This is a genomic window from Janibacter sp. LM, from assembly GCF_039631275.1.
Lineage (GTDB): Bacteria > Actinomycetota > Actinomycetes > Actinomycetales > Dermatophilaceae > Janibacter > Janibacter terrae.
Map to the genome: position 1 here is coordinate 1 of NZ_JBDIVG010000013.1, position 14,285 is coordinate 14,285.

Sequence of the window (14,285 nt, forward strand, 5' to 3'; positions counted from 1 at the left end):
CCTCGCTCGCGTCGTCTTCCACCACCTGACCACCGACCAAGCAACGACCGCGACTGGACTCGCGGCCGCCGCTTGACATAGGAGTAACCCATGCGCCATCCCGACATCCGGCCCGCGACCGCCGCGGACGTGCCCGACATCCTCCGCCTCGTCCACGACCTCGCCGAGTACGAGCGCGAGCCCGACGCCGTCGAGGCGACCGAGGCCGACTTCGTGGCGGCACTCTTCCCCGAGGAGGGCACGCCGACCGCCGCCTGCCATGTCGCAGTAGGAGGCGAAGGGGAGGAGCGTCGCGTCGTCGGGATCGCGCTGTGGTTCCTCACCTTCTCGACGTGGACCGGCAAGAACGGCATCCACCTCGAGGACCTGTACGTCGAGCCCGCGCACCGCGGGTCCGGCCTGGGCAAGGCGCTGCTCCTGACGCTCGCCGACGAGTGCCGCGCCCGCGGCTACCGACGACTGGAGTGGACCGTGCTGCGGTGGAACACCCCGTCCATCGAGTTCTACGAGTCGCTCGGCGCGAGCCCCCAGAGCGAGTGGGAGACCTACCGGCTCGACGGCGACGGCCTGGACCTGTGACAGCGTGAGCACCATGCAGCGACCCCGCACCGCGTCCGGCACCGTGACGATCGCCGTCGACCCGATGACGGCGTGGGAGGCGGTCAGCGACATCACCCAGATGGGTCGGTGGAGCCCCGAGAACACCGGCGGCCGGACCGCCACGGACGGCCCGGTCACCGTCGGCAGCTCCTTCGTCGGGCGCAACCGCCGCGGTCGGGCGCGGTGGACGACCGAGTGCACCGTCACCGCCGCCGACCCGGGCGAGCGCTTCGCCTTCCGGGTCCACCGCATCGGCGGCAGGCGCCCGGTCCTCGCCGCGGCCATCGCCACGTGGGAGTACCGCTTCGAGCCGGTCACCGGCGGCACCCTCGTCACCGAGACGTGGACCGACGACCGGCGCTGGCCCGACGGCGTGGCGCGCGTCTTCGACCGCGTCGTGACCGGCGGGCGGACCTTCGCCGAGTACCAGCCGGGGAACATCCGCCGCACCCTCGACCGCCTCAAGGTCGAGCTCGAAGGAGCCTGACCCGGCCCCACGACGGGATGCGGGGGTCCCCCCTTCGTCCTGCCACGAGGAACCGACCACGACCCGGCCCCTGGTGCCTGTCATAGTGGGCGGGTTCAGCGCACGCGTCTTGGGAGGCACCCGGTGAGTCAGTACGTCCACATGTTCAGCGAAGGCGATCGCGACCAGAAGGACCTCCTCGGCGGCAAGGGGGCCAACCTCGCCGAGATGGTCAAGCTGGGTCTGCCGGTCCCCCCGGGCTTCACGATCACGACCGAGGCCTGCCGGGCCTACCTCACCGAGGGACGCGTCCCGCCCGAGGTGCGGGTCGAGGTGACCCAGCGGCTGCGCGACGTCGAGGACCTCATCGGCCGCACGCTCGGCGACTCCGAGGAGCCGCTGCTGCTCTCCGTGCGCTCCGGGGCGAAGTTCTCGATGCCCGGCATGATGGAGACCGTCCTCAACGTCGGGCTCAACGACGACACGGTGCAGTCGCTGGCCTCCTTCGCCGGTGACGAGCGCTTCGCGTGGGACTCCTACCGCCGCCTCATCCAGATGTTCGGCAAGACGGTGCTCGACATCGACTCCGAGCGCTTCTCCGACGTGCTCGACACCCACAAGCAGGAGGCCGGGGTCGAGGCCGACGTCGACCTCACCGCGGACCACCTCAAGGCCGTCGTCGCCGAGTTCAAGCAGATCGTCCTCGACGAGACAGGCAACCCCTTCCCGCAGACGCCGCGCCGTCAGGTCGACATGGCGATCGAGGCCGTCTTCCGCAGCTGGAACACCGAGCGCGCCCAGCTCTACCGCCGCCGCGAGCGCATCGCCGACGACCTCGGCACCGCGGTCAACGTGCAGGCCATGGTCTTCGGCAACCTCGGCGACACCTCCGGCACCGGCGTCTGCTTCACCCGCGACCCCTCCTCCGGCCACTCCGGCGTGTACGGCGACTACCTGCCCAACGCCCAGGGCGAGGACGTCGTCGCCGGCATCCGCAACACGCTCGCGCTCACCGACCTCGAGGACCGTGACCCGGCCGCCTACCGGGAGCTGCGCACCGCGATGCGCCGTCTCGAGACGCACTACCGCGACCTGTGCGACATCGAGTTCACCATCGAGCGCGGCAAGCTGTGGATGCTGCAGACCCGTGTCGGCAAGCGCACCGCCGGCGCCGCCTTCCGCATCGCGACCCAGCTCGTCGACGAGGCCCTCATCACGATGGACGAGGCGCTCGAGCGCGTGACCGGCGAACAGCTGGGCCAGCTGCTCTTCCCGCAGTTCGACCGCGAGGCGGAGCGCACCCTCATCGCCACCGGCATGGGCGCCTCCCCGGGCGCGGCCGTCGGCGCGGTGGCCTTCGACAACGCCAGCGCCGAGGCCAAGCAGGCCGAGGGCAGCTCGGTCATCCTCGTGCGCCGCGAGACCTCCCCCGAGGACCTGCCCGGCATGATCGCCGCGGCCGGCATCCTCACCGCGCGTGGTGGCAAGACCTCGCACGCGGCCGTCGTCGCGCGCGGCATGGGCAAGTGCGCCGTGGTCGGCGCCGAGGACCTCGTCGTCGACGTGGCCGCCAAGGAGATCCGGGTCGGCGAGCACGTCGTCCGCGAGGGCGACACCCTGGCCATCGACGGCAAGACCGGTGAGGTCTTCCTCGGTGACGTGCACGTCGTCGACTCGCCCGTCATGACCTACATCTCGCAGGGCGTCGAGGCCGCCGTCACGATCGCCGACGACGACGAGACCCGCGAGCTCATCGAGGCCGTCGACCGCGTGCTGCAGCACGCCGACGCCCGCCGCCGCCTGCGCGTGCGCGCCAACGCCGACACCGGTGAGGACGCCAAGCGTGCCCGCGACCGCGGCGCCGAGGGCATCGGGCTGTGCCGCACCGAGCACCAGTTCCTCGGGGACCGGCGCCAGCAGATCGAGCGGGTCGTGCTCGCCGAGGCCGACGAGGAGCGCGAGGCCGCGCTGGCGGAGCTGCTGCCGGCGCAGGTCGAGGACTTCGTCGACCTGCTCACCGCGATGGACGGGCTGCCCACGACGATCCGTCTCATCGACCCGCCGCTGCACGAGTTCCTGCCCGACCTCACCGACCTGACCGTCGAGGTCGCCCTGGCCGACGAGCGGGGCGAGAGCGGCCCGGAGGTCGAGCGGACGCGGGCGCTGCGTGACGCGGTGCGCGCGATCCACGAGTCCAACCCGATGCTCGGTCTGCGCGGCGTGCGCCTCGGGCTGAAGATCCCGGGCCTCTTCGGCCTGCAGATCCGCGCGATCGCCGAGGCCGTCGTGCGTCTGCGCGAGGAGGGCAAGGACCCGCAGCCGGAGATCATGGTCCCGCTCATCGGCTCCAACCGTGAGCTCGTCATCGTGCGGCGCCAGGCGGAGGAGATCATCGCCGAGGTCGCCGAGGCGAACAACCAGTCGATCGAGATCCCGATCGGCTGCATGATCGAGCTGCCGCGCGCCGCCCTCACGGCCAACCGCATCGCGCAGACCGCCGACTTCTTCTCCTTCGGCACCAACGACCTGACGCAGACGACGTGGGGCTTCTCCCGCGACGACGTCGAGACCGCCTTCTTCCCGAAGTACCTCGAGAACGGCGTCCTCACCATCTCCCCCTTCGAGACCCTGGACGCGATCGGCGTCGGCGAGCTCGTGCGGATCGGTGTGGAGAAGGGCCGCTCGACCAAGGCCGACCTCAAGACCGGCGTCTGCGGCGAGCACGGCGGCGACCCGGAGTCGATCCACTTCTTCCACGACGCGGGTCTGGACTACGTGAGCTGCTCCCCCTTCCGCGTGCCGGTCGCGCGGTTGGAGGCTGGTCGCGCGGTCGTGCTCAAGGACGACGTCGGCACGCGCTGAGCGCACGGGCACGACGAAGGGGAGGCCCCGCACCTGGTCAGGTGCGGGGCCTCCCCTTCGTCGTGCGCCCGGGCTGGATCACCCCCGGGCGGGGATGCTCAGCGCGTGGAGAGGAGCGGGTGGAAGCGGTCAGCCATCCGCTGGTCGTACGGCGCGTGGTACGTGGGGCCGGAGGCCGAGGCGGCGAGGCGGCGCTCGCCGCGGGTCTCGTCCTGGGACATGGCGGCGAGCTCCGCGGCCATGCGGTGGTGGTCGGCGTCCGGGCCGGCCCCCCAGTGGCGGTTGGCGGCGGGACGCAGGGCGTTGACGTAGGTCATCCAGAGCTTCTCCATGGCCAAGATCTTGCTCGCTTCAACTATTTTATCCAATTCAGTTTTGTGCATGTTCGTGCAGTTCTACTTCACTATCGGGTAGGTTGCGGGGCATGGTCGACGCGCACCGGCTCCGGATCTTCTTGTCCGTCATGGCGTCCGGTTCGGTGGGGGCCGCCGCGGGCCACCTGGGGTACTCGCCCTCGGCCGTGAGCCAGCAGCTCGCCGTCCTGCAGAAGGAGACCGGGCTCACACTCTTCACCCGCCACGGGCGCGGGATCGAGCCCACCCCGGCGGCCCACACGCTCGCCGCGGAGAGCGAGCGGCTCATGGTCGAGCTCAAGCGGGTCGATGCCGTCGTCGACGACCTGCGCGAAGGGAGCACCGGCTCGCTGTCGATCGGGTACTTCGCGTCGGCCGGGTACCGGTGGATGCCGCAGCTGGCCAAACGGCTCCAGGCGAAGCTGCCCGAGCTCACCCTGCAGATGGTGCTCACCGAGGGCTACCCGCCCGGGGAGGCCCCGCCGGTCGACATCGACGTCGTGCCCGACGACCCGATGACCTCGATCCGGCCCGGGTACATCGTCACCCCGCTCATGACCGACCACTTCGTCGCGCTCGTGCCCGCCGACCACCGGCTCGCCGGGCGGCGCCGGGTGGAGCTGGCCGAGCTGGCCGAGCTGGCCGAGGACCCGTGGATCAGCAACGACATCTCCGCCGGCATCACCCAGGAGATGGTCGACCGCGCCTGCCGCGCAGCCGGATTCCGGCCGCGGTACAGGGTCGAGGCGCAGGACCACTACACGGCGACCGCCTTCGTCGCGGCCGGCGTGGGCATCACCGTGATCCCCGACCTCGCCGCCCGCACGATCCCCAAGACCGTGCGCCGGCTGCGCCTGACCAACCCCAACCCCGTGCGTGACATCGTCGCGCTGACCGCGCCCGTGGCCAAGACCAACGAGGCCGCCCGCCTCGCGGTGGAGATGCTCCAGCAGATCGCCGCGGCGTCGGCTCGGCGGGGGTGACCCGCCGCATACGCCTCAGGTTTATCGGGTCACCCGATAAACCTCGGCTTCGCAAGAGTTTAAAACTCGTGCGAACCCGTAAGAAGTCTTGCTGAGCGCCTCCTCCCCCTTCGTCCACAGGGTCGGAGCGGGCGGCAGGCGCTGCGTGCCAAGGTGTCCACACGACCACGACGAAGGGGGATGACGTGACGGCTTTCGGGATCGGCCGCGACCGCGAGGCGGACATCGCGGAGATGGCCGACCGGGTCATGCAGGGGGCGAGCGCGTGGTCCAACCGGCGCACGCGGACGGCCGAGCGGTCCATCGCGCAGCTCGTCGACGACACCCGCACGCGGTACGACCGGGACTGCGCGGGGTGGGCGATCCTGAGCATCCTCGCCGAGCGGGTCGGCCTGGCCTTCGAGCGCGGCTGGCAGCCCGTCGACCTGCACCGCCACGTCACCCGCTCCACCAAGGCGCCGGCCGCGTCCCTGCTCGGCGACGCGATGGCGTACCACCTTCGCCCCTACGCCCGGGCCACGGTCGACCCCGACTGGTGGACCCAGATGGAGGCGATCGGGGCGAGCGTCTGGTGGCCGGACCACGAGAGCTACCCGGCGGCGCGTGATGCCCGCGACTCCTGGCCCGAGGTGGTCCGGGGCGCGGTCGAGCTCATCGCGGCGATCTGGGGTGTGCCCCGGATCGAGCAGATCGGCCCGCTCCCGGGACAGGCCCACCCCTCCTCCCGTCGGCCCTCCTCGCACGTCGACGCACGCGTCCTCGAGCGGGTGCGGGCCCTGCTCGCCAAGGCGGAGTCGACGACCTTCGAGGCGGAGGCGGAGACCTTCACCGCGGGCGCCCAGGCGCTCATGGCCCGCCACAGCATCGACGCGGCCCTGCTCGCGGCGAGCACGCCCACGTCCGACGCCCCGGGCCTGCGACGGGTCGGGATCGAGGGGCCCTACGAGTCCCCCAAGGTCTCGCTCCTCTCCGGCATCGCCGCCGCCAACGCCGCCCGCGCCGTGTGGACCAAGGACCTCGGGTACGCCACCCTCATCGGGCACCACGACGACCTCGACGCCGTCGAGACGCTCTTCACCTCGCTGCTCGTGCAGGCGACCACGGCGATGGCCCAGCACGGTCAGCGCACCGACGCGCGCGGTCGCTCACGGACGGCTGCCTTCCGCCGGTCCTTCCTCGTCGCCTTCGCCCACCGCATCGGCGAGCGGCTGCGGGAGGTCGTGGACGCCGAGGTCGCCACCGCTGCCGGGGAACGCCACGGGTCGACGGGCACGGACCTCGTCCCGCTGCTCGAGCAGCGCAGGGAGGCCGTCGACGACGCCGTCGACGAGCACTTCCCGTACCTGCGCGCCGCGCGCTCCACGACGGTCAGCGACGGCGAAGGGTGGTTCTCCGGCCAGGCGGCAGCCGACCGGGCGTCGTTGAGCGGGGGCGGTGCCGTGGAGGGACGGCACTGACCCCGGTCGAGGTATTGGCGACCGCCTATCCGGTCCGCGGCCCTTCGACCCCTGATACCTCGACCCACTCCTCGCGCAGGATCGCGTAGGTGTAGCCGTCGACCCAGCCGAGCTCGGCGTGCCACGAGTCCTTGACCCCGTGCTGCTCACGCCGCATGCCGACCCGCTCCATGACCCGCCACGAGGGGGTGTTGTCGGCGAAGCAGCCCGCCGTCACGCGGTGCAGCCCGAGGTCGTCGAAGGCGATCGACAGCAGGGCGCGGGCGAGGTGCGTCCCGTGGCCGCGGCCCGCGTGGGCCGGGTCGATCGTGTAGCCGATGCTGCCCTGGGCCCGTCGCCAGATCGGCTCGCCGGCGTGCACCTGACCCATCGCGTCCGCGATGTCGAGCGAACCCGTGCCCACGAGCTGCCCGTCGACGTGCGCCGCGACCCCGATGCTGTCCGGGTCCTCGGCGAGCCAGCTGCGGGCGTACGTCACCGGATCGACGGTGGTGAGCAGGAGCCAGCGCGTCACCTCGGGGCTGTTGCGCCACGTGAGCGCCTGCTCGATGTCCTCGGCCGCCGGAGGGCGGAGGGAGAGCGGCCCGGCTTGCCGGGGCCAGACCATCTCAGGCACCAGCGCCCCAGGATCGCTCGACGAGCTCGCGCAGCACGGACTCGTCGACGTCCGACATCCGCTTGACGTAGAGGCAGCCCTTGCCGGTCGTGTGCGTGCCCAGGCGCTCGAGCAGGTCCCCGTTGGACCCGTAGAAGGTCAACCCGTAGAAGGTCAGCGCCGCCTTGCGCGGGGCGAGCCCGACCCTGAACCACTCGTGCTCCTTGCCGTCGGCCGTCGTGTACGGCTGGGTGCCGAAGCCGATCATCGACGGCCCCCAGACGACCGGCTCCACGCCGGTCACCTCGCGCACGAGCGCGATCGCCTGCTCGGCGTCAGCCCGGCGCCGCTCGTCCTCGACCCCCGCGATGAGCTCGTCGGCAGAGGCATCGGTCGGCTTGGTCTTGCGGTCGTCGGCCATACGAGGAGGGTAGGGCTGTGAGGTGTCCGCCGTGGTCAGGCTCATCGTCTCTCACTTCAGTCCTCGGCGCGGTTCCTCTCACCCTTCTGACGGTCTGTCGGGCTCTCTCCCCACTGCTTGCCGACGTCTCGGGACGCTGACCACAACTGCACTGGTCAACGAATTACCGATATGGGCGAGTTCGCACGATTCCAGAAGCGATGGGTTGTGCTCCAACAACCGTTCGAGAGCTGCCTCCAACTCCTCATCTGTGACGGCTTCGAGAGCGGCGGTTGACGCGCTCTGGGCGTCTGGATCCTCGATGCGCGCGTTCCTCAGGAGGGCGAATTGTTCGTCCGCGAACTGCTTGGCCATCAGCGCGGCCACGAGCCGGTCCCTGGCCTCCTCGCTGCCCATGCTGGCGCGATAGGCCTCAAGGGTTTGAGCCACGTCCTCAGCGGCTTCACGAACGTTCTCTGGCGCGAGCGCAGTGCCTGTCTCCCGCCGGCGCCAACGTCGTGGCCGCCGGATCCGCTGCCTCACTCGAGTGAGCGTCGGCCGTGCGGCTTCGTGCCACCAGTGGGCGATATCCGTCCGTCTCTCAATGGCCACCGCCACGCCTATCACCAAGAGGGCAGCCACGAGCTCTGCCGTTTCGTCTTGGTCAGTCTTGGTCGTCTCCGCCGTCTCATCGACGTAGATGTACACCGTCTGGGGTTCTCCGGTCGGTTGCTCCTCGTCGTCTTCCACGATGGATTCAAGAACCACGTGCCCCAGGTTGTTGCCACTGTCCCGCGTCAGCGGACTGAAGTCTCCCGGGCTCTTGCGCGAGTGGCTGAGGTCCGCACCGTCCTCCCAGGACACCCACATCATTCGCTTGGGCATGTCATGCCACCTTCGTGAATCTCATGCGCCCACGGCCTCGGCGCGACCATCGACCTCACGCAGGATCTCCACGATCGAGTCGACATGCGTCTCGTCGAAGAGATCATCGGGTCCGGTGGGCGCATGGTCCGTGTACGGGGACTCGAAGAGCCGCCCCGGCGCGACGCTCCCGTTGGACGTCAACTCGTCGACGATCAGGCTCACGAACCGCACCTGGTGCACGTCGAAGCGCGTGCCGTCCAGATAGTCGGCGAAGGCCTCCATCGCCGCTTCGCGTTCAAGCCCGATGAGCGAGCGCACGAAACGACCCAAGCCGTGGGAATGCGCAACCGCACGATCAAGGTCAGCCCGGCCGCCGGCGCCGCTCTCCTCCAGCATCTGCTCGAGTGACGACAAGTCGGCAGTCGTCAGCTGACGATTCCGACGGAGACGCTGCAGGGCGACGTGGCTCTCGTGCTGGTGCAGGTAGGCCGCAACCTTGGCGCGGAAGCGCTCCATGTCCGTTCCGGGCACCGTACCCGGCAGCGCCACCTCGGTAGCGTCGCCGAGCTCGTCGGCGAAGTCCGTGTACACCGGGTTGCGTTTGGTGCGCTCGATGAGACGGACGAGGTCACGGACCCGCAGCCGGGCGAGCTCGAGCATGGGCAGAGTGACGTCGACCCACCACTCGTCGCTCGCGAGCTCTTCGAGGAGCTCGCCCTGGGCTGCCACGGATGGGATCGCCGTCTTGCCCAGCAGCGCGACCGCGACCTCTTGGACGGTCTCGCGCAGCCGCTCGGCAAGGACGAGGTCGCCGTCTAACTGGGCTAGCTGGCGTCGCAAGATGACGAGGTCGAAGCGCTTCGCATCCTCGTCGTCGTCCCGGACACCCGACGGGAGGCCGGCCAGATGCTCGACGAGGTCGTTGGCCTCCTCGATCGAAACGGAGTCCCACGCGGCGCGTTCCCCGTAGCGCTCGACCCATTCGCGGTGCGGGCGGACGAGGAAGTTGTCGAGGTTCATCCCAGCGACCGCTCGGTGCAGGAGGTCCGCCGCCGACGCGCGAAGGGAGGCATCCCCCTTCGTCCGACCCAGTGCGGTGATCAGGGCAACTCGTCCCTCGAACAGGCGTTGGGTGAGGGACTTTTGCAGCGATCCCTCGGAGCCCGGGAGGTCCTGGCTGAAGAACTCGAGGTTGCCGCAGAAGTCGAAGACGAGAAAGTCTTGCTTGTCCTGCCCGGGTCCGAAGAGGCCCGGTCGCAGGCGGGTGCCTCGCCCGATCATCTGCCAGAACTTGCTCTTGGACCGCACGACCTTGAAGAAGACGAGGTTGACCACGTCGGGCACATCGATCCCCGTGTCGAGCATGTCGACCGAGATCGCGATGTGCGGCGCCTTGCCGGGGACCGAGAAGTCGTCGATGAGGCTCTGTGCGTAGGGCGTGCCGTGCGTGATCGTCCGCGCGAACTGCCCGCCGTACTCGGGCCACGCGATGTCGAAGCGCTGCTGGATGAAGTCGGCGTGCTGCTGGCTCTTGGCGAAGATGATCGTCTTGCCGAGCCGGTCACCGCCAGCGACCTTGTATCCGTCCGCCATGAGCGTCGCGAGCACCTTGTCGACGGTGTCCTCGTTGAAGAGGAAGCGGTTGAGCTCTTCGGCGCCCACCTCCCTCGGCGGGCCATCCTCGCCCCAGTCCAGCAGGTCCCACTGGTCCTTTTCTTCATCGCTCAGGTCGTCGTAGCGGATTCCCTGACGGAGGAACTTCGTGCCGACGGAGACTCCCTTCGGCGGGACGAGATAGCCGTCGGCGACGGCCTCGTCGAGGCTGTAGGCGTCGGTGGGAACGCCGTCCTCGAGGTGGAAGAGTCGATAGGTGTTGTGGTCGACCTCGTCCTTGGGTGTGGCAGTGAGCCCGACGAGCAGACCGTCGAACCAGTCGAAGATGGTGCCGTACTTCTGGTAGACGGACCGGTGGGCCTCGTCGATGACGACGAGGTCGAAGTACCCGGGGCCGAACTTCCGCTTGACCACGCTCGGGTCGGCGTCGTCGGAGAGCTCGTTGATGAGGTTCATCATCGTCGGGTAGGTCGAGGCGTAGACCCGCCCGGAACCGCTCCTGTTGGTCACGAGGTTGACGGTCGCCACGTCGGGCAGGTGCTCGGTGAACGCCCGGGCCGCCTGACTCACCAAGACCGTGCGGTCGGCGAGGAAGAGCACGCGCTTGACCCAGCCGGCGCGCATCAGCTGGTCGACGAGGGCGATGGTCGTGCGCGTCTTGCCGGAGCCGGTGGCCATGACGAGCAGGGCGTCACGTTGTCTGCGGTCGAAGGCGTCGCCCACCGCAGCGATGGCCCGCACCTGGTAGGGCCGACCGGCGATGTCCGGGTTCACTCCCTCCCCGGCGAGCGGACGTCGGGTCTGCCGCCGCTGGATGAGCAGCTCGAGCTCGTCCCGGGTGAAGAAGCCCTGGATTTCTCTCGGCGGATAGGCGCTGGCGTCGTCCCAGAGCCAGTGCTGCATCCCGTTGGTGTAAAAGACCATCGGGCGGCGGCCGAACTCCGCCTCGAGCCGATCGGCGTAGAGCCTCGCCTGCTGCTGACCAATGCCCGCGGACTTCGTGGTGCGCTTGGCCTCGACGACGGCGAGGGGCAGCCCGTCGCTACCCCAGAGCACGTAGTCGACGTAGCCGGCACCCGACTCGTTGGGCATCCCCGAGACCTCGTACTCACGGTCCCGGGGTTCGGCGAGTGGCCAGCCGGCTTCGCCGAGGAGCAGGTCGATCAGGTCGCTGCGGGTCTGCGCCTCGTCGTAGTTATGGGTGTCGACGGTCTGCGTCTTGGCGGCCTGAGCGGCAGCAACCTCGGCCTTGAGACGCTCGATCTCAGCGTCCTTGGCGGCCGCCAACTCGTCCTTGGCCGCAAGCTGCGCGGCATGGGCCTCGTCCTGGGCCTTGATCCTGGCCGCGAGCTTGATCAGCTCGTCGCGGGTGAGCGGCGCAGTCTTCTGCGCGAGCCCCGGGTCGAAGGCCGTGCCCATCGGCACGGAGCTGGGGGACGTGGAGTAGCGGAAGGCGGCCCAGATGACGATGTGGTGCAGCTCGCGAAGGGAGGTGAGCGCCGCGTGTGCAGGGATCGGCGTGGCGTCATGGACGGCCTTGTTGCCAAGGTTGCGGACGAGGTTGAGCTTCTGGGTGATTGATGGCCCGGTCTTCGCCTTGAACCCGGGCTCGTTGACCCGGGCCGCGAGGTCGTCCTTGTAGGGGACTGGCAGCGCCATGAGGTCGTAGAGGTGGTGCACGACGTCCTCGGTCGCGCGCCGCGCGTAGAAGCACGCCGTCCTCGGGTCGCTCGCGAGGTAGGACTCGGCGCGCACGCAGTCGGCGTGGACGCTCGGCCACTCGGCCTTGATGAAGGCGAAGTTGCTCACCTGATCTCCTCTCTCGATGCCCCTGACCCAGAGTGTCAGATGGTCAGGACCGGTGGGAGGCACCGACGCTGTCGGCGTGAGGAGCCAAGATGGACGTCATGAGTCCGGACCGTCGCCAGCGCCGCAAGAAGTCTGCGTCGGCCCCCGCTCCGGCCGTGGCGCACGCTCGGCCTTCGGCCGATGCCGTGCACGAGATCGTCTTCTTCCGCCGGCACCCGACCGACGACCCTCACCGGCGGACGCCCGGCCGCGAAGCCCTCAATGCTTGGCCGACGAAGGTGCGGGCTACTGCGCGCGCCGCCCTGAGGGCCGTGGCGGAGGCCCCGCCCAAGAGGTTCGCCGGAGGTGGCTACTGGGAGGCGATGCACGGCGAGATGACCGGCTGGTTCGAGGTGCGCGTCGACGGGCCGGGTCGACGTCACTACCGCCTCTTCTGCCGCCTGGACTACGAAGCCGAGGGCCGCCACAATCCTCTGCTCGTGGTCATCGACGGCAGAGACAAGCCATTCAGGACCGCGCTGACCGACTCCGACTACGCGCAGGTCCGGACCCTCGGAGACGAGTACTTCAGCCGCAACCCGAGGTCGGTCGTCTGACCCGTCAGCGCCCCACGGTGTGCTTCAACGACGTGGCACGGATGCGGTGGATCTCCCGGGCGAAACGCTTGGTGGCAGTGAACCGCTTGTCCCTCAGCGGCTTGGTCACGACTGCGCGCTCCTCCTCCGACATCGGCTCGACCGTGATCCGCATACCCACCGCCGCGGCGACCTCAGCCAGTGTGCCGAGCGTCGGGTTGGCACCGCCCGAGGTGAAGAGGCGGCGCATCGTCGCCGGTTCGGTGTGAAGCGCGCGCGCCAGCTCAGCCTTGCTCAGGCTCTCGGCCTCGCGCGCCTCATCCAAGGCGTTGACCACGGAGTCGATCGTCGCGATGCGGACCGATTCGGCGATGTACGCCTGACGAAACTCCGGGTCCTCCAGATCGCGGGACAGGTCGTCCCAGAATGCACTGCTCATGTCGGTCACCCCTTCCCGTCAAACGTACCATTGATGTTACGCGTGCCGGAAGAGTTCGCACGGAGCTACTCGAAGAAGTCCTCGTCCACCTCGACGATCTGGACCGACCGCCGCACCTGCACGCCGACGCCGTACCTGATCATCAGCGTCGCGAGACGCTGCCCGTCGACGAGGACGACCCGCGTGGCGACACCGTCGGCGTAGCTGCGGGCCCCGCCGCTGAAGCGCCCGGTCGTGATGAAGACGCCCTGGTTGGCGGCCTGACCGTGCAGCGCTCCGACGAATCCCTGGATCTCGGGTCGCCCGACGGCCGTGTCGAGGGCGTAGCGCTTGGCCTGCACGTAGACCCGGCTCAGGCCAAGGGCGTCCTGGTCGATGATCCCGTCGATGCCTCCGTCGTTGGACAGCTGGGTGCGGGTCGCGGCGCCGTCCGCTCCCCCGTAGCCCATGGCCATGAGCAGGTCGAGCACGGCCTGCTCGAAGAAGGCGGGGTCGTTGGCGTGCAGCCGGGTGAGCAGCTCCGCCGCGACGTCCGCGTGGATGCGGGCGATGCCTTCCTCGACCTGCTCGGTCGGGTCGACCTCGGGGGTGGTCGTCACGACCTCTACCTCCGACGCACTGTCGTGGGCCTTCGTCGTCCACCACGTGTCGCCGGGCCGCGCGTACTGCCGGAGCTCGATCTCGGAGATGGCCGAAGGGTGGTCCGCCAGCAGTCGTCGCCCCACCTCGGTGATGCGGTAGTCACCACGAGCCGGCCGATCCAGTGCCCCGACGCGATAGAGGTACGAGACCGCCCACCCGATGCGGTTGTCGGCCTTGGGCACCCCCGAAGGGAGGACAGCCGTACGTTGGTCCTCGATGAGAGCTGCAGCCGCCACGTCAGTGCGGATGGAGCGAAGGGAGCGCACCTCACCGTCTGCTTGGAGTCGCAGCACCGGGACCATGAACTGGTCCCACGACGGAAGAGCAGCCATCAGAGCCCGCCCTTGAACGCGCGGGACTGGAGGGAAGCGAAAAGTTCCTCCTCCATCTGCCCCGCCACACCTTGCGCCGAGCGGGCACGCGCCACCACGGAAGATCGCTCAGCGAAGAGTCTCTGATCGGCCGGGGACACTTGCGGCAGCGGCATCCGGCTCAACTTGGACTTCGACACGTTCTTCATCGACCCTCCGGTCCCGCTCGATAGGCGACTGATTCGCCGTCGAACCGAAGGCGTACTCAAAAGGGGCTCTCCTGACTGATCCGTGGGTCATTTCCGGCCTGGG

The 14,285-nt window shown here is 69.5% G+C and carries 14 protein-coding genes; 6 read left to right on the forward strand and 8 right to left on the reverse strand.

Annotated elements, in window-relative coordinates:
* Positions 1-90: 90 nt before the first annotated feature.
* The 3 genes from ABC138_RS08300 (at position 91) to ppdK (ending at position 3,928) form a co-directional block, all read left to right on the forward strand.
* The gene (locus tag ABC138_RS08300; RefSeq protein WP_345913330.1) at positions 91-579 is read left to right on the forward strand and encodes a GNAT family N-acetyltransferase; all 489 of its coding nucleotides are present in this window, start codon (positions 91-93) and stop codon (positions 577-579) included.
* A gap of 13 nt (positions 580-592) precedes the next feature.
* Positions 593-1,087, forward strand: a complete 495-nt coding sequence (locus ABC138_RS08305) for an SRPBCC family protein (RefSeq protein WP_068424321.1) — start codon at positions 593-595, stop codon at positions 1,085-1,087.
* A gap of 123 nt (positions 1,088-1,210) precedes the next feature.
* A complete protein-coding gene (ppdK, locus tag ABC138_RS08310) occupies positions 1,211-3,928 on the forward strand; it encodes a pyruvate, phosphate dikinase (RefSeq protein WP_338539255.1) in 2,718 nt (905 codons plus the stop codon).
* A gap of 98 nt (positions 3,929-4,026) precedes the next feature.
* Here the strand turns inward: ppdK and ABC138_RS08315 are convergent, their stop codons facing one another.
* On the reverse strand, positions 4,027-4,311 hold the full coding sequence (locus ABC138_RS08315; RefSeq protein ID WP_345913333.1) for a hypothetical protein: 285 nt from the start codon (positions 4,309-4,311) through the stop codon (positions 4,027-4,029).
* Between the two features lie 41 nt (positions 4,312-4,352).
* On the opposite strand from ABC138_RS08315, the gene ABC138_RS08320 reads away from it, so the two are divergent.
* Both ABC138_RS08320 and ABC138_RS08325 read left to right on the forward strand, forming a co-directional pair.
* Positions 4,353-5,264: a LysR family transcriptional regulator gene (locus ABC138_RS08320; RefSeq protein WP_345913335.1), complete on the forward strand. Its 912-nt coding sequence runs from the start codon at positions 4,353-4,355 to the stop codon at positions 5,262-5,264.
* A gap of 185 nt (positions 5,265-5,449) precedes the next feature.
* The gene (locus ABC138_RS08325) at positions 5,450-6,721 is read left to right on the forward strand and encodes a DUF2786 domain-containing protein (RefSeq protein WP_345913337.1); all 1,272 of its coding nucleotides are present in this window, start codon (positions 5,450-5,452) and stop codon (positions 6,719-6,721) included.
* Positions 6,722-6,746: 25 nt separating this feature from the next.
* Here ABC138_RS08325 and ABC138_RS08330 read toward each other — a convergent pair whose 3' ends face one another.
* The 4 genes from ABC138_RS08330 to ABC138_RS08345 all read right to left on the reverse strand — a co-directional run bounded on the left by ABC138_RS08330 (position 6,747) and on the right by ABC138_RS08345 (position 12,006).
* The gene (locus ABC138_RS08330) at positions 6,747-7,328 is read right to left on the reverse strand and encodes a GNAT family protein (RefSeq protein ID WP_068328395.1); all 582 of its coding nucleotides are present in this window, start codon (positions 7,326-7,328) and stop codon (positions 6,747-6,749) included.
* Position 7,329: 1 nt separating this feature from the next.
* Positions 7,330-7,737: a DUF1801 domain-containing protein gene (locus tag ABC138_RS08335; protein WP_068328393.1), complete on the reverse strand. Its 408-nt coding sequence runs from the start codon at positions 7,735-7,737 to the stop codon at positions 7,330-7,332.
* Positions 7,738-7,815: 78 nt separating this feature from the next.
* On the reverse strand, positions 7,816-8,601 hold the full coding sequence (locus ABC138_RS08340; RefSeq protein WP_068328391.1) for a hypothetical protein: 786 nt from the start codon (positions 8,599-8,601) through the stop codon (positions 7,816-7,818).
* Positions 8,602-8,622: 21 nt separating this feature from the next.
* Positions 8,623-12,006: a DEAD/DEAH box helicase family protein gene (locus ABC138_RS08345; protein ID WP_068328387.1), complete on the reverse strand. Its 3,384-nt coding sequence runs from the start codon at positions 12,004-12,006 to the stop codon at positions 8,623-8,625.
* 98 nt (positions 12,007-12,104) lie between these two features.
* On the opposite strand from ABC138_RS08345, the gene ABC138_RS08350 reads away from it, so the two are divergent.
* Positions 12,105-12,602 carry a hypothetical protein gene (locus ABC138_RS08350; protein ID WP_211596858.1) on the forward strand — a complete coding sequence of 166 codons (498 nt, stop codon included), beginning with the start codon at positions 12,105-12,107 and terminating at the stop codon, positions 12,600-12,602.
* A gap of 4 nt (positions 12,603-12,606) precedes the next feature.
* On the opposite strand, the gene ABC138_RS08355 is transcribed toward ABC138_RS08350, so the two are convergent.
* From ABC138_RS08355 to ABC138_RS08365, 3 genes are all read right to left on the reverse strand, one after another.
* Positions 12,607-13,020, reverse strand: coding sequence for a helix-turn-helix transcriptional regulator (locus ABC138_RS08355; protein WP_082807768.1), 414 nt, complete (start codon positions 13,018-13,020; stop codon positions 12,607-12,609).
* A 65-nt stretch (positions 13,021-13,085) separates the two neighbouring features.
* Entirely contained in the window at positions 13,086-13,994 is a 909-nt protein-coding gene (locus ABC138_RS08360; RefSeq protein ID WP_345913342.1) for a restriction endonuclease, read from the reverse strand.
* Positions 13,994-14,182 carry a hypothetical protein gene (locus ABC138_RS08365; protein WP_345913344.1) on the reverse strand — a complete coding sequence of 63 codons (189 nt, stop codon included), beginning with the start codon at positions 14,180-14,182 and terminating at the stop codon, positions 13,994-13,996. Before ABC138_RS08365 ends, ABC138_RS08360 begins: the two co-directional genes overlap by 1 nt.
* Positions 14,183-14,285: the final 103 nt, after the last annotated feature.